General features: G+C 48.2%; 21 protein-coding genes and 1 other annotated feature. All 21 genes read left to right on the top strand.

Going from position 1 to position 22,358, the window contains the following annotated elements:
• The 21 genes from epsC to tuf all read left to right on the top strand — a co-directional run bounded on the left by epsC (nucleotide 1) and on the right by tuf (nucleotide 22,020).
• A complete protein-coding gene (epsC, locus tag BLW29_RS29305) occupies nucleotides 1–672 on the top strand; it encodes a serine O-acetyltransferase EpsC (RefSeq protein WP_090986368.1) in 672 nt (223 codons plus the stop codon).
• Nucleotides 672–2,075, top strand: a complete 1,404-nt coding sequence (gene cysS, locus BLW29_RS29300; RefSeq protein WP_090986366.1) for a cysteine--tRNA ligase — start codon at nucleotides 672–674, stop codon at nucleotides 2,073–2,075. Before epsC ends, cysS begins: the two co-directional genes overlap by 1 nt.
• On the top strand, nucleotides 2,072–2,542 hold the full coding sequence (locus BLW29_RS29295) for a Mini-ribonuclease 3 (protein ID WP_371264827.1): 471 nt from the start codon (nucleotides 2,072–2,074) through the stop codon (nucleotides 2,540–2,542). The genes cysS and BLW29_RS29295 overlap by 4 nt, the downstream gene beginning before the upstream one ends.
• Nucleotides 2,543–2,578: 36 nt before the next feature.
• Nucleotides 2,579–3,343 (top strand): 23S rRNA (guanosine(2251)-2'-O)-methyltransferase RlmB, encoded by a 765-nt coding sequence (gene rlmB / locus BLW29_RS29290; RefSeq protein WP_256209043.1) that lies wholly within the window; start codon nucleotides 2,579–2,581, stop codon nucleotides 3,341–3,343.
• Nucleotides 3,344–3,346: 3 nt separating this feature from the next.
• Complete coding sequence (locus BLW29_RS29285; protein WP_090986363.1) at nucleotides 3,347–3,868, top strand: NYN domain-containing protein; 522 nt, start codon at nucleotides 3,347–3,349, stop codon at nucleotides 3,866–3,868.
• A gap of 292 nt (nucleotides 3,869–4,160) precedes the next feature.
• The gene (gene sigH, locus BLW29_RS29280) at nucleotides 4,161–4,811 is read left to right on the top strand and encodes an RNA polymerase sporulation sigma factor SigH (RefSeq protein WP_090986361.1); all 651 of its coding nucleotides are present in this window, start codon (nucleotides 4,161–4,163) and stop codon (nucleotides 4,809–4,811) included.
• Between the two features lie 332 nt (nucleotides 4,812–5,143).
• Nucleotides 5,144–5,293: a 50S ribosomal protein L33 gene (gene rpmG / locus BLW29_RS29275; RefSeq protein WP_090583192.1), complete on the top strand. Its 150-nt coding sequence runs from the start codon at nucleotides 5,144–5,146 to the stop codon at nucleotides 5,291–5,293.
• Between the two features lie 23 nt (nucleotides 5,294–5,316).
• Nucleotides 5,317–5,526: a preprotein translocase subunit SecE gene (secE, locus tag BLW29_RS29270; RefSeq protein ID WP_090986359.1), complete on the top strand. Its 210-nt coding sequence runs from the start codon at nucleotides 5,317–5,319 to the stop codon at nucleotides 5,524–5,526.
• 32 nt (nucleotides 5,527–5,558) lie between these two features.
• Nucleotides 5,559–6,092, top strand: coding sequence for a transcription termination/antitermination protein NusG (nusG, locus tag BLW29_RS29265; RefSeq protein WP_090986393.1), 534 nt, complete (start codon nucleotides 5,559–5,561; stop codon nucleotides 6,090–6,092).
• Between the two features lie 51 nt (nucleotides 6,093–6,143).
• A complete protein-coding gene (rplK, locus tag BLW29_RS29260; RefSeq protein WP_090986357.1) occupies nucleotides 6,144–6,569 on the top strand; it encodes a 50S ribosomal protein L11 in 426 nt (141 codons plus the stop codon).
• A 131-nt stretch (nucleotides 6,570–6,700) separates the two neighbouring features.
• Nucleotides 6,701–7,393, top strand: a complete 693-nt coding sequence (gene rplA, locus BLW29_RS29255) for a 50S ribosomal protein L1 (protein ID WP_090986355.1) — start codon at nucleotides 6,701–6,703, stop codon at nucleotides 7,391–7,393.
• 14 nt (nucleotides 7,394–7,407) lie between these two features.
• Nucleotides 7,408–7,571 (top strand) — a sequence feature (ribosomal protein L10 leader region).
• Between the two features lie 59 nt (nucleotides 7,572–7,630).
• Entirely contained in the window at nucleotides 7,631–8,128 is a 498-nt protein-coding gene (gene rplJ, locus BLW29_RS29250; protein ID WP_090986353.1) for a 50S ribosomal protein L10, read from the top strand.
• Nucleotides 8,129–8,224: 96 nt separating this feature from the next.
• A complete protein-coding gene (gene rplL, locus BLW29_RS29245) occupies nucleotides 8,225–8,584 on the top strand; it encodes a 50S ribosomal protein L7/L12 (protein ID WP_090986351.1) in 360 nt (119 codons plus the stop codon).
• A gap of 85 nt (nucleotides 8,585–8,669) precedes the next feature.
• Nucleotides 8,670–9,272 (top strand): class I SAM-dependent methyltransferase, encoded by a 603-nt coding sequence (locus tag BLW29_RS29240; RefSeq protein WP_090986349.1) that lies wholly within the window; start codon nucleotides 8,670–8,672, stop codon nucleotides 9,270–9,272.
• Nucleotides 9,273–9,681: 409 nt separating this feature from the next.
• Complete coding sequence (rpoB, locus tag BLW29_RS29235) at nucleotides 9,682–13,245, top strand: DNA-directed RNA polymerase subunit beta (RefSeq protein WP_177186859.1); 3,564 nt, start codon at nucleotides 9,682–9,684, stop codon at nucleotides 13,243–13,245.
• Nucleotides 13,246–13,396: 151 nt separating this feature from the next.
• The gene (rpoC, locus tag BLW29_RS29230) at nucleotides 13,397–17,023 is read left to right on the top strand and encodes a DNA-directed RNA polymerase subunit beta' (protein ID WP_090986345.1); all 3,627 of its coding nucleotides are present in this window, start codon (nucleotides 13,397–13,399) and stop codon (nucleotides 17,021–17,023) included.
• A 262-nt stretch (nucleotides 17,024–17,285) separates the two neighbouring features.
• Complete coding sequence (locus BLW29_RS29225; protein WP_090986343.1) at nucleotides 17,286–17,516, top strand: ribosomal L7Ae/L30e/S12e/Gadd45 family protein; 231 nt, start codon at nucleotides 17,286–17,288, stop codon at nucleotides 17,514–17,516.
• A 135-nt stretch (nucleotides 17,517–17,651) separates the two neighbouring features.
• Nucleotides 17,652–18,071, top strand: a complete 420-nt coding sequence (rpsL, locus tag BLW29_RS29220) for a 30S ribosomal protein S12 (protein ID WP_090583216.1) — start codon at nucleotides 17,652–17,654, stop codon at nucleotides 18,069–18,071.
• 64 nt (nucleotides 18,072–18,135) lie between these two features.
• Nucleotides 18,136–18,606, top strand: coding sequence for a 30S ribosomal protein S7 (gene rpsG, locus BLW29_RS29215; protein ID WP_090986341.1), 471 nt, complete (start codon nucleotides 18,136–18,138; stop codon nucleotides 18,604–18,606).
• 29 nt (nucleotides 18,607–18,635) lie between these two features.
• On the top strand, nucleotides 18,636–20,717 hold the full coding sequence (gene fusA / locus BLW29_RS29210; RefSeq protein WP_090986339.1) for an elongation factor G: 2,082 nt from the start codon (nucleotides 18,636–18,638) through the stop codon (nucleotides 20,715–20,717).
• 112 nt (nucleotides 20,718–20,829) lie between these two features.
• Entirely contained in the window at nucleotides 20,830–22,020 is a 1,191-nt protein-coding gene (gene tuf, locus BLW29_RS29205) for an elongation factor Tu (protein WP_090986338.1), read from the top strand.
• Nucleotides 22,021–22,358: the final 338 nt, after the last annotated feature.

Below are 22,358 nucleotides of genomic sequence, written 5' to 3'. Positions count from 1 at the left end.
ATGTTTCGAAGCTTGGCGTCTGACATTGAGACGATACTAGAGAATGATCCTGCTGCCCGCAATAAGCTGGAAGTCGTGTTCACTTATTCAGGTCTTCATGCGATATGGTCGCACCGAATCGCACACGCGCTCTTCAAACGCAAGTGGTACACACTTGCACGCGTCATCTCGCAGACCAGCCGATTTTTTACAGGCATTGAAATTCATCCGGGCGCGACAATCGGGGAAAAGCTGTTTATTGACCACGGCATGGGTGTAGTCATTGGGGAGACCTGCGAAATCGGCGATAATGTGGTTATCTATCAAGGGGTAACGCTTGGCGGGACGGGGAAAGAAAGAGGGAAGCGTCACCCGACCATCGGCAACAATGTGGTCATCGCATCAGGGGCAAAGGTTCTAGGCTCCTTCAAGGTTGGAGACAATGTGAATATTGGGGCAAATTCCGTTGTGCTGCGTGAAGTTCCTTCGAACAGCACAGTGGTCGGTATTCCCGGCAGAGTAATTAAACGCAATGGCACTCGGGTAGGGGACCGCCTGGATCATACCCAGCTCCCGGATCCGGTCATTGAGATGCTGCGGGCGATGCAGAAGGAAGTGTCTGAGTTAAGAATAGAGCTGGAGCAAGAAAGAGAACGACGCAAAGAGCCAGTTGCTGGAGGAGAAACGAGATAATGAGCCTGCGTATATATAACACAATGACACGTGAGAAGGAAATTTTTCAATCGCTTGAGCCCGGCAAAGTGAAAATGTACGTGTGCGGACCAACGGTTTATGATTATATCCATATCGGGAATGCCCGTCCGGCGATTTTCTTCGATGTCGTGCGCCGCTATCTGGAGTCGGCTGCTTACGAAGTAAATTACGTCGTGAACTTTACGGATGTGGACGATAAGCTGATTCGTAAAGCGGAGCAGCTGGGCACAACGGTTCCTGAAGTAGCAGAGCGGTTTATTCATGCGTTTAACGAGAATATCGAAGGACTGGGTATCCACAAAGCTACGCTTAATCCGCGTGTTACCGAACATATGGATGAAATTATTGCCTTTATCCAGTCGCTCATCGATGGCGGCCATGCGTATGAGAACGGCGGAGATGTATTTTTCCGTACGAGTACGTTCCCTGATTACGGCAAGCTTTCGCATCAGAATATGGATGAGCTGCAGCTGGGTATTCGGATCGGCGTGGATGAGCGCAAAGAAAGCGGTCAAGACTTTGTACTATGGAAAGCTGCGAAGCCCGGAGAAATCAAATGGGATAGCCCATGGGGAGCGGGACGCCCGGGCTGGCATATTGAGTGCTCTGCGATGGCGCGCAAATATCTGGGCGATACGCTGGACATCCATGGCGGCGGCCATGACCTGCAGTTCCCGCATCATGAATGTGAAATTGCACAATCCGAGTCTGTGACAGGCAAGCCGCTCGCGAACTATTGGATGCATAATGGTTACATCAACATCAACAATGAGAAAATGTCCAAGTCACTCGGTAACGGGATCACGGTGCAGGAGATGCTTACTCGCATTAAACCGGCTGTTATTCGCTACTTTATGCTGTCGGCGCATTATAGAAGTCCGCTTAACTTCAGCGACGAAACGATTGCGCAAGCAGAGAACAGCATTGAGCGGATCTTGAATTCCGTTTCGAATGTGAAACACCGTCTTTCCGTTGCGGTAAGCGTGCCGGACGGGGCGGCGCTTGATCAACTCAAAGAACGAATCGCTGCGATTCGCGAGCAGTTCAATGCGAAGATGGACGACGACTTCAACACGCCGGATGCCATTACCGCGATGTTCGAGCTGGTAAGCGAAGCGAACCTGCTTCTGCAGCGTTCGGTTGTATCGGCAGAGGAGCTTGAGCTGCTGCTGACGGCGTTCCAAGATTTTGACCGTGTACTGGGACTGTTGGAAGCAGAAGAAGAACTGCTCGATGCCGATATCGATGCTCTTATCGTGCAGCGGACAGAAGCGCGGACCAGTAAGAATTGGAAGCGGGCCGATGAAATTCGCGACCAGCTGTCTGCGCTCGGGATCGTACTAGAGGATACTCCGCAAGGTATCCGGTGGCGGCGGAAATGATGGATAACAAGGATAACGGACATTCGGATATCGGTATCGGAGGAAGCGGTGGAATCGGTTTGGGCATCGAAGAGAGCTTATGGTTCCACTCCCCGAACAAACCGGTTCAATTAATGAATCCCATCGTGCTGGCTTACATTGGGGATGCGGTGTTTGAGATGATGGTACGACAATATCTCATTTCGCAGCCCAATCATAAGCTGCACCATCTCCATCGTCAGGCTACGCAGTTTGTCTCGGCTAAAGCGCAGCGGATCCTGCTGGAGAAGTGGCAGCCGATTCTGACCGAGGAAGAAGCGGATATCGTAAGGCGAGGACGTAATGCCAAGTCAGGCACCTCGCCTAAGAACGCGGACCCGGCCGACTACCAGCAGGCGACGGCGCTGGAATGCTTAATTGGGTATTTGTATTATGGCAAGAAAGTGAGCCGGCTGCGTGAGCTGATGGCGATCGCTTTTGACGAATAGAAGCAGCAGAGAGTAGAGACATATTTAAGGAGGTTAATGATGCGCGAGGTTGAAGATGATACACAGGAATGGATCGCAGGTAAGCATCCCGTAATGGAAGCACTGCGCTCCGGACGCGAAATCAACAAAATTTGGGTGGCTGAGCAAGCACAGAAGGCAGCTCAGCCGATTATGCTGGAAGCGAAGAAAGCGGGTCTTGTCGTACAGATCGTGGACAAGCGGAAGCTGGACCAAATGGTGGAAGGCGTTCCGCACCAAGGTGTTGTTGCCCAAGCGGCAGCTTACCGGTACTACGAAATTGAAGAGCTTCTTGCGCGGGCCAAAGAAAGCGGCGAACTGCCATTCTTCCTGCTGCTCGATGAGATTGAAGATCCGCATAACTTGGGTTCTATTCTACGGACTGCGGAATGTACCGGTGTTCATGGTGTAATTATTCCGAAGCGGCGTTCTGCTTCACTGACAGCGACGGTTGCCAAAACATCCGCCGGGGCAGTAGAGTACATGCCGGTTGCTCGGATTACAAATATGGCACAAACAATCGATAAGCTGAAAGAAGCGGGTATTTGGGTAGCGGGTGCTGACGTTGGCGCGAAGCAGGATGTTTACTCATCTTCTACGAAGTTCGATATGCCGCTTGCGATTGTCATTGGCAATGAAGCGAATGGGATTGGCAGACTGATTCGTGAGAAATGCGATTTCCTCATCAAGCTTCCGATGAACGGCCAATTGAACTCACTAAACGCGTCCGTTGCAGCAGGTGTGCTGATGTACGAAGTCTTGCGGCAGCGCCTCGCCAAGTAGGCGATGAAGCGCCGGGAAGACGTACTGCTGGTTGACGGCTACAATATGATTGGTGCTTGGCCGGTTCTTTCCGCTATAGGTGACAGGGATTTAGAGGATGCGCGGGATCGGCTGCTGGAAATGCTGGCGGACTATCAAGGCTTCACCGGTATGAAGGTCATTGTGGTATTCGATGCGCATCAAGTTCCCGGAGTTGGCTCCACGTTCAAACAGCATAGGCTGACTGTCGTGTTTACGAAGGAGAAGGAAACAGCCGATGCTTGTATTGAGCGTCTTGCGTCGGAGCTTGCTCTTCGAAGCCGCAACATTCATGTCGCGACATCGGATATGGCGGAGCAGGCAGTCACTTTCGGGAAAGGCGCCTTGCGGAAATCTGCCAGGGAGCTGCTTATCGAAATCCAGCAAAACCGCAAAGCGATTGAGCGAAAGGTCGAACAGAAAACGACGGTTCGCAATGAGCTGGATGGCAATATTAGCATGGATGTTCGAATGAAACTGGAACGATGGCGCAGAGGTCAAATGTAAGCGCTAGACTTTCACGTTATCGGTATGGGAGAGAATAGGTTGAAAATCTCTTATATGTCGGTTGGAATTCCCATTTTTGCTAGATAATTAGCATGTTTTCAGAGGGATCGTCATTGACGGTTGAAGGTTACATAATGTATACTGAGTCTAAGTTTCTACACGTAGGGTACGTTGTAGAAGGTTGTTTCAGATATGTTATTTGCTCTAGTTATGAGACATTGCGCGCCGGTTTATAGATTAAGCTACTGATAGTTTTGGGCATTGTACGCCTTTCGAGCCGGAGGGATTGTTCGTGAGCATCGACCTCAGAGAATGGAAAACGCTGGATTATGACTGCAAAACGGACGAAGACATTGTCGAGACGGTTCGCGAGGGTGACAGCGAAGCGCTGGAATATTTAATTAATAAATACAAGAACTTTGTCCGTGCCAAAGCGCGTTCCTACTTCTTGATTGGGGCCGACCGCGAAGATATCGTCCAAGAAGGCATGATTGGCCTTTATAAGGCGATTCGAGATTTTAAGGGTGATAAGCTAGCTTCTTTCAAAGCCTTTGCTGAACTGTGCATAACAAGGCAGATCATTACGGCGATTAAGACGGCAACCCGTCAGAAGCATATCCCGCTTAATTCTTATGTTTCGCTCGACAAACCAATCTATGACGAAGATTCGGATCGCACGCTGCTTGACGTCATTTGCGGAACGAGAGTTTCGGATCCGGAAGAACTCATTATCAATCAAGAAGAGTTTGTTGGTCTTGAGGATAAAATGTCCGAGATCCTCAGTGATCTTGAACGTAAAGTGCTTATGCTCTATTTGGATGGAAGATCCTATCAAGAGATTGCCGTTGATTTGGATCGGCATGTGAAATCCATTGATAATGCGCTTCAACGGGTGAAACGGAAGCTCGAACGGTATTTGGAATTGCGTGATATTGGTAGCTAAATGGATGAAACCAGGGAGCCGATTGCGGCTCTTTTTTAATGGGAGGGCTTTTCGAGGTTTGAATTGTCCTTGTCCGGATCATACTGTTTACTGCGGAATGGAAGTTGTCGGCTCTTTTTGTGTTGTTGTCGCCCTGTCTGAGATGTGAGCAAGCAGCACAAGAATAGCAAGTGTGCAGGAATAGTTTTCCGTTGACACTACCTATTGCTTGTGATAAAGTGTTTTGGTAGCCCTAAATAGGTCTTTTTTTATTATGGGATCAAAATCAGGCTGGGTTCACATACAACGTTTCACACTTTATTTATTTATGGTAAGTTCGGGAGGTGTCAGCAATGCGGGTAATTATTACGTTGGCTTGCACAAACTGCAAACAAAGAAACTATGCTTCCAGCAAGAACAAACGGAATCACCCCGACCGTATTGAGATGAAGAAGTTTTGCAAGTATTGTAACGAGCATACTCCTCATCGCGAAACTCGATAAGGTCATTATGGAGGTTGGTGGACGTGGCATTTTTAGCTAAGCTGAAGCAAAGCTTCGGGTCGACTTTTTCCTTCTTCACCGACAGCTTCGCGGAATTAAAGAAAGTCCGCTGGCCAAGCCGTAAGGAATTGACAAGCTATACACTCGTAGTATTCTTTACGATTATAGCGGTGACAGTTTACTTCTGGGTCCTTGACATCGGAATTTCCGCATTGGTCGAACTGATTGTTTAAGAAGGGGCCAAGGGTGGCTTGTTATGGAAACGATGGAGAAAAGATGGTATGTTGTTCACACCTATTCAGGGTATGAGAACAAAGTAAAAGCGAACTTGGAGAAACGTGTTGAATCGATGGGCATGGAAGACAAGATCTTCCGTGTGCTTGTTCCTATGGAAGAAGAAGTGGTAGACAAGGACGGCAAGAAGAAAACCGTCATGCGTAAAGTTTACCCCGGCTATGTTCTTGTGGAAATGGTTCAGACGGATGATTCCTGGTATGTCGTTCGCAACACACCCGGCGTAACCGGATTTGTCGGTTCGACTGGCTCAGGTTCAAAACCTACGCCGCTTCTGCCTGATGAAGTGGAACAAATTTTGCGCCATATGGGCATGGAAGAGCCGAAGCCTAAGATCGAATTCGATCTGAAGGAAACGGTGCGTGTTAAAGTCGGGCCGTTCGCTAACTTTGTCGGAACAGTGGAAGAAATTCTGCTCGACAAGAGTAAGCTGAAGGTGCATGTCAACATGTTCGGAAGAGAAACGCCGGTTGAGCTTGACTACAATCAAGTAGAGAAAGTCTAATCGCGGATTCTTGGACTAGCGTGTGATTATTACGGCAAGGAGGTGTTCATCATGGCAAAAAAGGTCATCAAGTTGGTTAAACTGCAAGTTCCAGCGGGTAAAGCGAATCCGGCTCCGCCGATCGGTCCAGCGCTAGGTCAAGCAGGGGTTAACATCATGGCTTTCTGTAAAGAGTTTAACGCTCGTACTGCAGATCAAGCTGGTTTGATTATCCCAGTTGTAATCACTGTTTTTGAAGATCGCTCGTTTACTTTCGAAACGAAAACGCCGCCGGCTGCAGTACTTCTTCGCGTTGCTGCTAAGATTGCTAAAGGTTCCGGTGAGCCGAACAAGAAGAAAGTTGCGACGGTTAAACGTTCTGTCGTTCGTGAGATCGCTGAACAAAAAATGCCTGACCTCAACGCAGCTTCTGTAGAAGCAGCTATGCGCATGGTTGAAGGTACAGCGCGCAGCATGGGCGTTGTAGTTGAAGACTAGTCGTTAACGGCTGACAGAAGACACACCAGATGGCGTTGTCTGACTGACGAAGCGCTGCTTCGCTCAGGTGGGAGGATCTCCCTTTCGCAGGGAGGATTTTCCGTTACTACCACATAAGGAGGAGAATTCTAATGGCTAAACACGGTAAAAAATATCTTGAAGCTGTTAAGCTGATCGATGTTGAAGCAACATACGAGGCTGCTGAAGCGATTGAACTCGTTAAGAAAGCCGCTACAGCTAAATTCGACGAAACGGTTGAAGTTGCTGTACGTTTGGGTGTAGACCCTAAGAAACAAGACCAAGCAGTTCGTGGCGTAGTTGTACTTCCTCACGGTACTGGTAAAACAAAACGCGTACTCGTTTTTGCTAAGGGCGATAAAGCCAAAGAAGCAGAAGCAGCAGGCGCAGATTATGTTGGCGATGCTGACGTAATCGCAAAAATCCAACAAGGCTGGTTCGAGTTCGACGTTTGCGTTGCTACTCCGGACATGATGGCTGAAGTTGGTAAGCTCGGCCGTATCCTCGGCGGTAAAGGCCTTATGCCTAACCCTAAAGCGGGTACAGTAACGTTTGACGTTACTAAAGCCGTACAAGAAATCAAGGCTGGTAAGATTGAATACCGTCTTGACAGAGCAGGTCAAATCCATGCACCAATCGGTAAAGTATCGTTCGACTCCGAAAAGCTGAACGAAAACTTGAAAACACTGATCGATGCGCTGAACCGTGCAAAACCGGCTGCAGCTAAAGGGGTTTACCTGAAAGGTATTTCTGTTTCCTCGACAATGGGTCCTGGCGCTCGTTTGAACGCTGCTTCGTTCCGCTAAGAGAAACAGAAATTGATAATCGAATATGCATACCGAAGACAGTAGGTGCCTACTCGGCTTAATTTCCTACCGAGGTGTTATGATAAACGTGTTTGTGCGCTTTTCGCCGATTGGCAGGAAGTGATTTACGGACCATCATGGCCTTCGCTACGTCTGCGGGGGCCTTTCTCATGCATCGCGTGGAAGGATTCCGCTGCATTAATCGGGATGTTGACAACATAACGGGAGGTGTACATTATGGCAAACGCAAAAATCATTCAAGGTAAAGAGCTGGCTGTTGCAGACATCACGACTAAACTTCGCGAGAGTTCCTGCACAGTTGTTGCTGATTACCGTGGTCTTAACGTGAAGCAAGTAACTGAGCTCCGTAAACAATTGCGCGAAGCGAACATCGAGTTCCAAGTATTGAAAAACTCCCTCGTTCGTCGTGCGACTGCACAAGCGGAACTGTCTGAATTGGATGCTGTTCTGGCTGGCCCTACGGCTATCGCTTTCAGCAAAGAGGATGCAGTTGCTCCAGCTAAGATTTTGGCTGATTTCGCTAAGAAAAACGACGCACTTAAACTTAAGGGCGGCGTAGTTGAAGGTCAAGTCTTCAACGCGGAAGAAATCAAAGCACTGGCGGATCTACCTTCCAAAGAAGGTTTGCTGTCCATGCTTCTCAGCGTGCTTCAGGCTCCAATGCGCAACTTTGCTCTTGCAGTTAAAGCTGTTGCAGAGAAACAAGAAGCTTAGAAATGATTGGTTTGAGGCAGCCTGTGGCTGACTCAGCATTCATTTTAAATAATTGAAATAAAACAAAAACAAAACAAACTATTGGAGGTTTCACTCATGAGTAAAGAGCAAATCTTGGAAGCCATTAAAGGCATGAACGTTCTTGAACTGAACGACCTAGTTAAAGCAATCGAAGAAGAATTCGGCGTAACTGCAGCAGCACCAGTTGCAGCAGCAGGTGCAGCAGTAGCTGCAGTTGAAGAGCAAACTGAGTTCGACGTAATCTTGAACAACGCTGGCGCTTCCAAAATCAACGTTATCAAAGCAGTTCGCGAAATCACAGGTCTTGGCCTGAAAGAAGCGAAAGACCTTGTTGACGGCGCTCCTAAAGCAGTTAAAGAAAGAATCTCCAAAGAAGACGCTGACGCTATCAAAGCTAAGCTTGAAGAAGCAGGCGCTTCCGTAGAAGTGAAGTAATAACCGCTTATAGCGGAAACCCCTTGAAGCTTCGGCTTCAAGGGGTTTCCTTGATTTTAAGGTTGTTCCGGATGGGAGGGATATGATGTCAGACCATTATTACACACGTACGCCGGGTATCGCGCATGATCGGCATCTTCTTGAGACCGAGCTTCGCGGATATAAGCTGCGTTTTATGACGGATGCAGGCGTTTTCTCGAAAACCGGCATAGATTTTGGCAGTCGAGTGCTTGTCGAAGCGCTTCAGCTGGATAAGCAAGCGAAGGTGCTGGATGTCGGCTGTGGTTATGGGCCAATGGGAATTACAGCAGCGAAGCTGGCTGAACAAGGGCATGTGACGATGATCGACATTAATGAACGTGCCGTTGCGCTGGCAACGGAGAACTTGAAGTTAAATGGAGTCTTGAACGCTACGGTATTGCAGAGCGACATCTATGAACGGGTGATGGGTCAAACCTTCGACGCGATCATAACAAATCCGCCGATTCGGGCGGGCAAAGAGGTTGTTCATCGGATATTTGAAGAAGGTGCGAAGCTGTTAGTTCCGGGCGGGGCGATGTGGGTGGTCATTCAGAAGAAGCAAGGAGCACCCTCTGCGGCAGCGAAGCTCGAAGCGATTTTCGGAAACGTGGAAGAGGTTACGAAAGAGAAGGGTTATCGCATATTTAGGGCGCAGAAGGAAGTCTAGGGAAAAACGCAACATTTTGTTGACTTGACTTTTCTGATGTGATATCATTATAAAATGTCAGCATTAAAATGGGCACAATCTCTTTAGTCCGCTAAAATGTCAAGCGCTATTTTAAATGAATAGAAACAGCGGGTTTGACGTATAATGGTTTACATTTTGGGTCAAAATTACTTGATATGAGACTTTTGTGGTTTATTGTACCACAGAGTTGTGGCTGACAGAAGCATGCTCTTTTTTCGATTTCTCGATAAGGGCTTTTCTTTATTTGAATCAGAATTTGCCTGCTGCACATTCTGGTTTTAACAATGTGATAAACGTTCGCGGTCATGCTCGCACATTTAGGGGTACGATTAGCGAACTGTTTAAGCTTGTTTATACAAGGTCATTGTTCACTTTCTGTGAAGCAGACATGAGGGGTGAGGTTAAGTTGGCAGGACAACTTGTTCAGTATGGGCGTCGCACGCGTAGAAGCTATGCCCGCATCCGCGAGGTGCTCGAAGTTCCGAACCTGATTGAAATCCAACAAAAATCGTACGAGAAGTTTTTGGAGAAGGACTTGCTTGAGCTTTTCCAAGACATTTCGCCGATTCAGGATTTTACAGGTAATTTGATGCTTGAGTTCATCGACTATTCACTTGGCGAGCCTAAGTACTCTGTCGATGAGTCGAAAGAACGCGACGTGACTTATGCAGCACCGCTGCGTGTTAAGGTTCGACTCATTAACAAGGAAACCGGTGAAGTGAAAGAGCAAGAAGTGTTCATGGGTGATTTCCCGCTGATGACCGAGACGGGCACATTTATTATTAATGGCGCGGAACGCGTTATCGTCAGCCAATTGGTTCGTTCACCTAGCGTTTACTTTAGCACGAAAGTGGACAAAAACGGCAAGAAAAATTATACGGCTACGGTGATTCCAAACCGCGGTGCGTGGCTGGAACTTGAAACCGATGCGAAGGACATTATTTATGTTCGTATTGACCGCACTCGGAAGATCCCGGTTACAGTACTTCTTCGCGCGCTTGGATTCGGCACGGATGCTGAAATTTTAGAATTGCTGGGCCATGACGAATATATTCGCAACACGCTGGATAAGGATAACACCGATTCCACGGAAAAAGCTCTTATCGAGATTTACGAAAGACTCCGTCCGGGTGAGCCGCCTACGCTTGATAATGCAAAGAGCTTGCTGGTAGCACGCTTCTTTGATCCAAAGCGTTATGATTTGGCAAACGTAGGTCGTTACAAAATCAATAAGAAGCTGCACATTAAGAACCGTCTGTTCAACACACGGCTTGCGGAAACGTTGTTTGATCCTTCTACAGGGGAAATCCTGGCGGAAGCTGGCCAAATGATCGACCGTCGTTTGCTGGATGAGCTAATCCCTCATCTGGAGAACAATGTAGGCTTCAAAACGTACAATGTGGCAAATGGCGTTCTTGATGCGGATAGTATTCCGCTTCAAACGGTGAGTGTATACTCCCCGCTTGATGAGACTAAAGTGATTAAGGTCATTGCCAACGGCATTATCGACAAAGCTGTTAAGCATATTACACCTGCTGATATAATCGCTTCCATCAATTATTTCATAGATTTGCTGCACGGCGTAGGCAGCACGGATGATATTGACCACCTAGGTAACCGTCGTCTTCGTTCGGTTGGCGAGCTGCTTCAGAACCAGTTCCGTATCGGTTTGTCCCGTATGGAACGTGTTGTTCGTGAGCGTATGTCCATCCAGGATGCTAATGCGATTACACCGCAGGCGCTTATCAATATCCGTCCTGTTATCGCGTCGATTAAAGAGTTCTTTGGTTCATCCCAACTATCGCAGTTTATGGACCAAACCAATCCGCTTGCTGAGCTGACGCACAAACGTCGTCTGTCTGCACTCGGACCCGGCGGTTTGACGCGTGAGCGTGCGGGCTTTGAGGTTCGTGACGTTCATAACTCTCACTATGGCCGTATGTGTCCGATTGAGACGCCGGAGGGACCGAACATCGGTTTGATCAACTCCTTGTCGACATTCGCGCGTATTAATGAATATGGCTTTATCGAAGCTCCTTACCGCTGGGTAGATCCGAAGACGGCTATCGTTACGGAGCAAATTGCCTACCTGACTGCTGATGAAGAAGATAACTACGTTATCGCGCAAGCGAATGCTAAGCTTACGGGCGAAGGCAAGTTCCTCGACGATGCGGTTATCGTTCGTTACAACAAACAGGCTGACAATATTTTGACCATGCCTACTGAACGTGTTGACTATATGGACGTATCGCCTAAACAGGTTGTATCCGTCGCTACGGCGCTCATTCCGTTCCTTGAGAACGATGACTCCAACCGTGCGCTCATGGGATCCAACATGCAGCGGCAGGCTGTTCCACTGCTTATTCCGAAGTCTCCGCTTGTCGGTACGGGCATGGAACATAAGTCTGCTAAAGATTCAGGCGTATGTATCGTTGCAAAATACGATGGCGTTATCGAACGCGTGTCGGCCAATGAGATCTGGCTGCGCCGCGTTGAGATGATTGACGGTAAGCCGGTAACAGGAGACTTGGTGAAATCGAAGCTGCATAAGTTTATGCGCTCTAACCAAGGTACTTGTATTAACCAGCGTCCGATCTGCCGTAAAGGCGACATCGTGAAGAAAGGTGATATCCTTGCGGATGGTCCTTCCACCGAAATGGGCGAATTAGCGCTCGGACGTAACGTTGTCGTTGCGTTCATGACGTGGGAAGGCTACAACTATGAGGATGCGATCCTACTAAGCGAGAAACTGGTTAAAGAGGATGTCTACACGTCCATTCATATTGAAGAATATGAGTCGGAAGCGCGTGACACGAAGCTTGGACCGGAAGAAATTACACGCGACATTCCGAACGTCGGCGAAGAAGCGCTCCGCAACTTGGATGAGCGCGGTATTATCCGTGTCGGTGCCGAGATTAGCGCAGGGGACATTCTCGTCGGTAAAGTAACGCCTAAAGGGGTTACAGAGCTGACGGCCGAAGAGCGTTTGCTGCATGCGATTTTCGGTGAGAAAGCGCGTGAAGTTCGCGATACCAGCTTGCGGGTACCTCACGGTACCGACGGTATCGTTGTCGACGTTAAAGTGTTTACACGTGAGAACGGCGACGAATTGCCACCTGGCGTTAACCAATTGGTTCGTGCCTACATCGCACAGAAACGTAAGATCTCTGAAGGGGATAAGATGGCAGGACGCCATGGTAACAAAGGGGTTATCGCCCGTATCCTCCCAGAAGAAGATATGCCGTTCCTACCGGACGGAACGCCGGTAGAGGTTGTTCTTAACCCGCTGGGCGTACCTTCGCGTATGAACATCGGTCAAGTGCTCGAAGTCCATCTTGGTATGGCTTGTAAGCGCCTTGGCATCCATGCTGCAACGCCGGTATTCGATGGAGCGCGTGAGTATGACGTGTTTGACTCCATGGAAGAAGCAGGCATGCAGCGTAACGGTAAGACCGTTCTTTACGACGGACGCTCCGGTGAGCCTTTCGAGCGTGAAGTAACAGTAGGCGTCATGTACATGATTAAACTGGCGCACATGGTTGATGACAAAATCCATGCTCGTTCCACTGGTCCTTACTCGCTTGTTACTCAGCAGCCGCTGGGTGGTAAAGCACAGTTCGGCGGTCAGCGTTTCGGGGAGATGGAAGTTTGGGCGCTTGAAGCCTATGGCGCCGCATATACATTGCAAGAGATTTTGACCGTGAAATCAGATGATGTCGTCGGCCGTGTCAAAACGTACGAGTCTATCGTGAAGGGCGAGAACGTTCCGGAACCGGGCGTGCCTGAATCCTTCAAAGTTTTGATCAAAGAGCTTCAGAGCTTAGGTATGGACGTTAAGATCCTATCTGAGAATGAAGAAGAGATCGAAATGAAAGAGATGGACGACGAGGATGATGCAGCAACTGACAAGCTCAACCTCAACTTGGAAGGTGCAGAAGTAGGCGTCGAGTAATCGTTGCTTTCCTGCCGGAAGTCATAAGCATGCCGAATCCAACTTCACGGGCGGATGTAAGGCTGAAGGAGCCGCTTGAGCTGTGCTCCTTTAGCCGTTAACGGCGTTAAATACAGCATATTAGTGAACCATGACGAAGGAGGGTTGCTCCTTGTTGGACGTGAACAACTTCGAGTATATGAAGATTGGATTGGCATCTCCGGATAAAATCCGATCGTGGTCCCGCGGAGAAGTAAAGAAACCGGAAACGATCAACTACAGGACTTTAAAACCGGAGAAAGAAGGTCTTTTCTGCGAAAAGATTTTCGGACCGACGAAAGACTGGGAATGTCATTGCGGTAAATACAAGCGCGTTCGTTATAAAGGCGTCGTCTGTGACCGTTGTGGTGTTGAAGTAACGCGTGCGAAAGTTCGTCGTGAGCGTATGGGACATATCGAGCTAGCGGCTCCTGTATCCCATATCTGGTACTTCAAAGGAATTCCAAGCCGTATGGGGCTGGCACTTGATATGTCGCCTCGTTCGCTTGAAGAGATCATCTATTTTGCATCATATGTGGTTACGGATCCAGGCGATACGCCGCTTGAGAAAAAGCAGCTGTTGTCCGAGAAAGAATACCGCAGCTACCGTGAGAAGTACGGCTATGGCTTCCATGCCGGCATGGGTGCAGAAGCTGTGAAGAAACTGCTTCAAGACATCGATGTTGAGCGTGAGCTTGAAACATTGAAAGAAGATCTTCGTACCGCTCAAGGCCAACGTCGTAACCGTGCGATCAAACGTCTTGAAGTTATCGAAGCATTCCGCAACTCCGGCAATATGCCGGAATGGATGATTCTTGATGTGCTGCCGGTCATTCCACCGGAACTTCGTCCAATGGTACAGCTTGATGGTGGACGTTTTGCAACGTCTGACCTGAATGACTTGTACCGTCGTGTAATTAACCGTAACAACCGTCTGAAACGTCTGCTCGATCTCGGTGCGCCGGATATTATCGTGCAGAATGAGAAGCGTATGCTTCAAGAAGCGGTTGATGCTTTGATCGATAACGGCCGCCGTGGTCGCCCGGTAACGGGTCCAGGTAACCGTCCGCTTAAATCGCTCAGCCATATGCTCAAAGGTAAGCAAGGACGTTTCCGTCAGAACTTGCTCGGTAAACGGGTTGACTATTCCGGTCGTTCCGTTATCGTCGTAGGTCCTAGCTTGAAAATGTTCCAATGCGGATTGCCGAAAGAAATGGCGCTTGAGCTCTTCAAGCCATTCGTAATGAAGGAACTCGTTAACAAAGGTCTTGCACACAACATTAAGAGTGCAAAACGCAAAGTTGAACGTGTTAGCCCAGAAGTTTGGGATGTGCTGGAAGAAGTAATCAAGGAGCACCCGGTTCTACTCAACCGTGCTCCGACCCTTCACCGTTTGGGTATCCAAGCGTTCGAACCGATTTTGGTTGAAGGTCGCGCAATTAAACTTCACCCGCTCGTATGTACCGCTTATAACGCGGACTTTGACGGTGACCAAATGGCTGTTCACGTACCGCTCTCTGCTGAAGCGCAAGCTGAAGCACGTTTGCTCATGCTTGCATCGGGTAACATTTTGAACCCGAAAGACGGCAAGCCGGTCGTAACGCCTTCACAGGATATGGTTCTCGGAAGCTTCTACCTGACGATGGACAACAAAGAAGGTAAAGGCAGCGGTTCTGTATTTGCTACTGTAAACGAAGCGATCTCTGCATACCAACGCGGTATTGTATCCCTGCATGCACGTATATTTATCCCGGTTAAAGTTCTGAAGAAAACGTCCTTCACGGATGCACAGCAGAAGACGCTGATCTGCACCACTGTTGGTAAAGTCATCTTCAACGAAATTTACCCGCCGGATTTCCCTTTCATCAATGAACCTACCAAGGTGAACCTGCTGCAAGGTACCCCGGATAAATATTTTGTCCATGATAAGGGTGCAGATTTGCTTAAATTCATGGATGGTTTGGCTCAAATTGGCGGCGTTGGTAAAGAGTATCTCGGCTTGATTATTGCAGAGTGCTTCCGTCAATACCATACAACAAGAACTTCGGTCATGCTCGACAAGATTAAGGAACTGGGCTTTACGTACTCGACTCGTGCGGGTATTACGGTTGCGGTATCCGACGTTATCGTACCTCCTGAGAAGGTTGAGATCTTGAGAGAGTCCGAAGAGAAAGTAAAAGTCGTTTCGAATCAATACCGTCGTGGTTTGATTACAAACGAAGAGCGTTATGACCGTGTCATTGAAATTTGGAGCAAAACCAAAGATCAAATCACTGAAATTCTCATGAAATCGATGGATCGTTACAACTCCATCATGCTCATGGTGGATTCAAAAGCACGGGGTAACAAATCGCAAATTACACAGCTCGGCGGTATGCGTGGTTTGATGGCGAATCCATCCGGTCGGATTATCGAATTGCCAATCAAGTCCAACTTCCGTGAAGGCCTAACCGTACTCGAGTACTTCATCTCGACGCATGGTGCTCGTAAAGGTCTTGCCGATACTGCATTGCGTACAGCTGACTCCGGTTACCTGACTCGTCGTCTGGTTGACGTTGCGCAAGATGTAATCGTTCGTGAAGATGATTGCGGAACAGACAAAGGCTTTAGAGTAAGTAAAATTCAAGACGGTAAAGAGGTTATCGAAGATCTCTACGATCGTATTGAAGGCCGTTACTCCTTTGAAACTGTTCGTAATCCACAAAACGGCGAAATCATTCTACACCGCAGCCAGTTGATCGATTCCAATAAAGCAGAGGAACTTATCGCTGCTGGAGTAGAAAGCCTGCAAATCCGTTCCGTTCTTAGCTGCCGTGCTCGTCATGGCGTATGTAAAATTTGCTACGGACGTAACTTGGCAACAGGTAAATTCGTTGAGATCGGTGAAGCGGTCGGTATTATCGCTGCACAATCCATCGGGGAACCGGGAACACAGCTTACAATGCGTACCTTCCATACCGGCGGTGTTGCCGGAGACGATATTACGCAAGGTTTGCCGCGTATCCAAGAGCTTTTCGAAGCACGTAACCCGAAAGGTCAAGCGATCATTTCCGAAATCGACGGTGTTATTAAAGACATCCGCGAGACGAAAGACCGCCGTGAAATCGAAGTCCAAGGTGAAGCAGAATCCAAAGTTTATGCTGTTACTTACGGCTCGCGTATCCGCGTAGTCAAAGGCAAACAGATTGAAGCTGGCGATGAGCTCACAGATGGTTCGATCGATCCGAAGGATATGCTCCGTATTAAAGGTATCCGTGGCGTTCAGAACTATATCCTTCAGGAAGTTCAACGCGTATACCGGAACCAAGGGGTAGAAATCAACGATAAGCATATCGAGGTTATGGTGAAGCAAATGCTTCGCAAAATCCGTATCGTAGAAGCTGGCGACACAACGTTGCTGCCAGGTGCTTTTGTTGATATTCATGAGTACGAAGCGGCTAACCGCGACGCAATTCTCTCCGGTAAAGAGCCGGCGGTTGCGAAACCGGTATTGCTGGGTATTACTAAAGCCTCTCTGGAAACGGACTCCTTCTTGTCCGCAGCCTCATTCCAAGAGACAACTCGTGTCTTGACTGACGCCGCTATCAAAGGTAAAGTCGACCAGTTGCTTGGTTTGAAAGAGAATGTTATCATTGGTAAGCTCATCCCGGCAGGTACAGGTATGCAGCGTTATCGCAGCGTGCATGTAGCTGGCATGGATGATGAACCAGGCATGGAAGAACTGCAAGTTGAAGCAGAGAGCGTACCGGTTGAGTCTTAATCGGAATGTGATATAAGGCAGCGTGAGGACAAAGAGCGTGCGGGGCTGCACCGTTGCAAACGGAAGGTAGCCTGCCGCTCTTTGCGCCGTCATGCCTTGTCATGAAAATCCATTTTCTCCTGTAATTCTTAATGAGTCATGCTTGACAATTACCAAGCCTAGATGCTAATATGTCGTAGTGTGCCAAATCGCACAACCTCTACGCATGTCATTAACGAAACTTGATCGTTCTAGTTTTGGCTGACTTGGAAGGATGGTTGAGATGCGATTTGTAATTGGTAGCAAGCAAACGACGAAGATGGTTGAGCAAGGATTAGCCACTGAAGTCTACGTAGCACAAGATACAGATCCGCGGCTGAAGAACAGTATTGTTCGGCTTTGCGAATCATCGGGAGTGCCAATCATCTGGTCTGAATCAATGAAGGACCTTGGGGAAACCTGTGGAATTGAAGTTGGTGCAGCGATGGCAGCGGTTATACCGGAAATCGAATAAAGAAGTATCGTTTTTACCGAGTTGAATGACAAGGTAGAAACTTTCGTTTGTTTCTTTATGAACCGCCTGGATCTGTGGGCTTAAATAGCCAATATGTCTTGAAATGTTTTACTAAGTGAGGAAGGGGGATGCAACATGCCAACAATTAACCAACTCGTTCGCAAAGGCCGTGAAGCGAAAGTCGTTAAATCGAAATCGCCAGCCCTGCAAAGAGGTTTCAACGCATTGAAACGTGAAGAGACAAACCTTAGTTCACCACAAAAACGTGGGGTTTGTACACGTGTAGGTACGATGACTCCGAAAAAACCGAACTCCGCTTTGCGGAAATATGCGCGTGTACGTTTGACTAACCGCGTTGAGGTTACAGCTTACATCGGCGGTATTGGACATAACCTGCAAGAGCATAGCGTAGTATTGGTACGCGGCGGCCGGGTAAAAGATCTTCCGGGTGTTCGTTACCATATCGTTCGCGGTGCGCTTGATACAGCGGGTGTTAACAACCGTAAACAAGCTCGTTCCAAATACGGAACTAAACGTCCTAAAGTTAAAAAATAAGGCATAGCCGGTGACGGTTATCCTCATCCTAAAATGAAAAACTAGAAGAAAGGGGGACTTCCACATGCCACGCAAAGGTCCAGTAGCAAAACGTGATGTATTGCCAGATCCGTTGTACAGCAGCAAGCTTGTAACTCGCTTGATCAACCGTATCATGATCGATGGTAAGCGCGGTGTCGCTCAAACAATTTTGTATGATGCGTTCACACTTATCAACGAGCGTACGGGTAAAGAACCGATGGAAGTTTTTGAAGCAGCAATTAAGAACATCATGCCAGTACTTGAAGTTAAGGCACGTCGTGTAGGCGGTTCGAACTACCAGGTACCAATTGAAGTTAAACCGGAACGCCGTACAGCGCTTGGTCTCCGTTGGCTCGTGAACTATTCACGTAACCGCGGTGAGAAAACGATGGAAGAGCGTTTGGCAGCTGAAATCATCGATGCTTCCAATAACACTGGTTCATCCGTGAAAAAACGCGAAGATACACACAAAATGGCTGAAGCGAATAAAGCGTTCGCTCACTATCGTTGGTAGAATTCGCTTAATCGAAGGGAGACTGAATTATGGCAAGAGAGTTCTCCTTGAAAAATACGCGTAATATCGGGATCATGGCGCATATTGATGCAGGTAAAACTACCACAACAGAGCGGATCCTGTTCTACACAGGCCGTACCCACAAAATCGGCGAGGTGCACGAAGGTGCAGCGACGATGGACTGGATGGAGCAGGAACAAGAGCGCGGAATCACGATTACTTCCGCTGCTACTACTGCTCAATGGAATGGTCACCGCATTAATATTATCGACACCCCGGGGCACGTTGACTTCACTGTTGAAGTTGAACGTTCCCTGCGTGTATTGGACGGGGCCGTTGGTGTTTTCAGTGCTAAAGAAGGCGTAGAGCCGCAATCCGAAACCGTTTGGCGTCAAGCTGACCGTTACGGCGTACCGCGGATCGCTTACGTCAACAAAATGGATATTATCGGTGCAGACTTCCTTAACGTTGTTAATGATATGCGCCTGCGTCTTAACGCAAATGCAGTGGCAATTCAATTGCCGATCGGTGCAGAGAACGACTTCGTAGGTGTAATCGACTTGGTTGAACGAGTTGCTTACAAATACAAAGACGATCTTGGTAAAGATCCGGAGAAAATTGAAATCCCTGCAGAATACAAAGACAAAGTTGAAGAACTTCGTCTTGAATTGATCGAGAAAGTTGCTGAGCTTGATGAAGAGCTTACAATGAAATATCTCGAAGGCGAAGAAATCACTGTTGCCGAGATTAAATCCGCACTTCGTAAAGGTGTTTGCGAAGTTAAGATCTTCCCAGTAATCGTGGGTTCCTCGTACCGTAACAAAGGCGTTCAATTGATGCTTGATGCAGTTGTTGACTACTTGCCGTCGCCAATCGACGTTCCGGATATCAAGGGTACCCTTGAAGATGGTACGGAGACGATTCGCAAGTCTGCTGATGACCAGCCTTTCGCAGCATTGGCGTTCAAAATCATGACTGACCCTTACGTAGGTAAACTGACGTTCTTCCGCGTATACTCCGGCGTTCTTAGCTCCGGTTCGTACGTTGTGAATGCAACGAAAGGCAAACGTGAGCGGATCGGTCGTATCCTTCAAATGCACGCTAACAGCCGTCAAGAGATCAGCGAAGTTTACTCCGGTGATATCGCAGCAGCTGTAGGTTTGAAAGATACAACTACTGGTGATACGCTTTGTGATGAGAAGCACCCGGTTATCCTTGAGTCGATGAACTTCCCTGAGCCGGTTATCCAGCTTGCGGTTGAGCCTAAGACTAAAGCTGACCAAGACAAAATGGGTATTGCTCTTCAAAAGCTATCTGAGGAAGATCCTACGTTCCGTGCTCACACGGACGAAGAGACCGGCCAAACGATCATCGCTGGTATGGGCGAGCTTCACCTTGAAATCCTAGTTGACCGTATGCTTCGTGAATTCAAAGTCGAAACAAACGTTGGTAAGCCGCAAGTTGCTTACCGTGAGACGTTCAAAACGGCTGCGAAGGTCGAAGGTAAATTCGTTCGCCAATCCGGCGGTCGCGGTCAGTTCGGTCATTGTTGGGTTGAATTCTCACCGCAAGAGCCAGGAACCGGTTTTGTATTTGAAAACAAAACTGTGGGTGGCTCCATCCCGCGTGAGTTTATCGCTCCAATTCAAGCAGGTATCGAAGAGTCGATGAAAAATGGTGTTATCGCCGGCTTCCCGGTTGTTGACATCAAAGCAGTCGTAGTCGACGGTTCCTACCATGACGTTGACTCCTCGGAGATGGCGTTCAAAATTGCTGGATCGATGGCACTTAAAGCAGCGAAGGACAAATGTTCTCCGATCTTGCTTGAGCCTATCATGAAAGTAGAAGTAAGCGTTCCTGAAGAGTACATGGGCGACGTAATGGGTATGTTGAGCTCCCGCCGCGGTCGTATCGAAGGTTCGGACACACGCCATGGTGCGTTGATCGTTCGCGCTAAGGTGCCTCTGGCTGAGATGTTCGGTTACTCCACTACACTTCGTTCCGGTACACAAGGTCGCGGCGTGTTCTCCATGGAGCTTTCGCACTATGAAGAAGTACCACGTTCGATCTCGGAAGAGATCATCTCCAAATCCAAAGGCGCTGCTAACTAGTAGCTCTTAAACAACTTGTATCTCATAAGTTGCACTTTGGCTGAAAGTGGGGGCATTAAGCTCCCGCACAGCCGATCACATAATCTTCTACTTATTAAGGAGGAATAGTTCAATGGCTAAGGCTAAATTTGAACGTAATAAACCGCACGTTAACATTGGTACAATTGGTCACGTCGATCATGGTAAAACAACTTTGACGGCTGCAATCACTACAGTTCTTTCGAAAAGATACGGTGGTGCTGCTGTAGCATTCGACCAAATCGACAAAGCTCCAGAAGAGCGCGAGCGCGGTATCACAATCTCCACAGCTCACGTTGAGTATGAAACTCCTAACCGTCACTATGCACACGTTGACTGCCCAGGTCACGCCGACTATGTTAAAAACATGATCACTGGTGCTGCACAAATGGACGGAGCAATCCTGGTTGTATCCGCAGCTGACGGCCCAATGCCGCAAACGCGTGAGCACATCCTTCTTTCCCGCCAAGTAGGCGTACCTTACATCGTCGTATTCCTGAACAAATGCGACATGGTTGAAGATGATGAGTTGCTTGAATTGGTTGAGATGGAAGTTCGCGACCTTCTTAGCGAATATGAGTTCCCAGGTGATGATACTCCAATCATCCGTGGCGCTGCTCGTGAAGCTCTTCAAAACCCAGATGGCCCATGGGCTGACAAAATCATCGAGCTGTTCGAGCACGTTGATACTTACATCCCAACTCCACAACGTGACACTGACAAGCCGTTCCTTATGCCAGTTGAGGACGTGTTCACAATCACAGGTCGTGGTACAGTTGCTACAGGACGCGTTGAGCGTGGCGTAGTTAAAGTATCTGACGAAGTTGAAATCATCGGTATTGCTGAAGAAACTCGCAAATGCGTTGTAACAGGCGTAGAGATGTTCCGCAAATTGCTTGATTCCGCACAAGCTGGTGACAACATCGGCGCATTGCTTCGTGGTGTAGACCGTAAAGACATCGAGCGTGGTCAAGTACTTGCTAAGCCAGGTTCCGTTAAACCACACACGAACTTTACAGCTCAAATCTACGTTCTGACTAAAGAAGAGGGCGGACGTCACAAACCTTTTTTCACAGGTTACCGTCCACAGTTCTACTTCCGTACAACTGACGTAACTGGTATCATCAGCTTGCCTGAAGGTACTGAGATGGTTATGCCAGGCGACAACATCACAGTAACGGTTGAGCTTATCGCTCCAATCGCTCTGGAAGATGGTACTCGCTTCGCGATCCGTGAAGGCGGCCGTACTGTAGGCGCCGGCGCTGTAGCTTCCATCCAAAAATAATGAACCTGCAGCGTAAGCTGCAGCTCATAAAGCCCCCACATCCGTGGGGGCTTTTTTATTACTAAATTTTGATGTTTGCGAAAAAGCCGCACATTCATTAATATAAGTGAAGACAAAGACGCGCAGAAACAAAGAGAACAAAGTTCATGCTGTTATCGATAAATGGCTTCATTATATAAGCCATTTTTTATTTTGACCTTTTCTCTTGTGGCTTTATTGATTATGAATGTTCTCGGGAATCCACAAAGCGTAGCGGAGTGGGAAATGAGCCGGAGAGTTTACGTGCTGCCTTTGAAATTGAGTATCTACAGCTGAAGCAATTAATTAATGAAGAAACT

This window comes from Paenibacillus sp. CF384 (genome assembly GCF_900106745.1).
Classification (GTDB): Bacteria; Bacillota; Bacilli; order Paenibacillales; family Paenibacillaceae; genus Paenibacillus_Z.
Note: the sequence above shows the minus strand (reverse complement) of the source record. Positions and strands in the feature narration are given on the sequence as shown.

Coding starts and splice junctions, on each gene's coding strand:
- rpoB (WP_177186859.1), top strand. CDS start 9,682: ATGAGGGGTGAGGTTAAGTTGGCAGGACAACTTGTTCAGTATGGGCGT.
- rplK (WP_090986357.1), top strand. CDS start 6,144: ATGGCAAAAAAGGTCATCAAGTTGGTTAAACTGCAAGTTCCAGCGGGT.
- tuf (WP_090986338.1), top strand. CDS start 20,830: ATGGCTAAGGCTAAATTTGAACGTAATAAACCGCACGTTAACATTGGT.
- rplA (WP_090986355.1), top strand. CDS start 6,701: ATGGCTAAACACGGTAAAAAATATCTTGAAGCTGTTAAGCTGATCGAT.
- rlmB (WP_256209043.1), top strand. CDS start 2,579: ATGATGCGCGAGGTTGAAGATGATACACAGGAATGGATCGCAGGTAAG.
- fusA (WP_090986339.1), top strand. CDS start 18,636: ATGGCAAGAGAGTTCTCCTTGAAAAATACGCGTAATATCGGGATCATG.
- rplJ (WP_090986353.1), top strand. CDS start 7,631: ATGGCAAACGCAAAAATCATTCAAGGTAAAGAGCTGGCTGTTGCAGAC.
- BLW29_RS29225 (WP_090986343.1), top strand. CDS start 17,286: ATGCGATTTGTAATTGGTAGCAAGCAAACGACGAAGATGGTTGAGCAA.
- rpsG (WP_090986341.1), top strand. CDS start 18,136: ATGCCACGCAAAGGTCCAGTAGCAAAACGTGATGTATTGCCAGATCCG.
- BLW29_RS29295 (WP_371264827.1), top strand. CDS start 2,072: ATGATGGATAACAAGGATAACGGACATTCGGATATCGGTATCGGAGGA.
- nusG (WP_090986393.1), top strand. CDS start 5,559: ATGGAGAAAAGATGGTATGTTGTTCACACCTATTCAGGGTATGAGAAC.
- rplL (WP_090986351.1), top strand. CDS start 8,225: ATGAGTAAAGAGCAAATCTTGGAAGCCATTAAAGGCATGAACGTTCTT.
- rpmG (WP_090583192.1), top strand. CDS start 5,144: ATGCGGGTAATTATTACGTTGGCTTGCACAAACTGCAAACAAAGAAAC.
- epsC (WP_090986368.1), top strand. CDS start 1: ATGTTTCGAAGCTTGGCGTCTGACATTGAGACGATACTAGAGAATGAT.
- cysS (WP_090986366.1), top strand. CDS start 672: ATGAGCCTGCGTATATATAACACAATGACACGTGAGAAGGAAATTTTT.
- BLW29_RS29240 (WP_090986349.1), top strand. CDS start 8,670: ATGTCAGACCATTATTACACACGTACGCCGGGTATCGCGCATGATCGG.
- rpsL (WP_090583216.1), top strand. CDS start 17,652: ATGCCAACAATTAACCAACTCGTTCGCAAAGGCCGTGAAGCGAAAGTC.
- BLW29_RS29285 (WP_090986363.1), top strand. CDS start 3,347: ATGAAGCGCCGGGAAGACGTACTGCTGGTTGACGGCTACAATATGATT.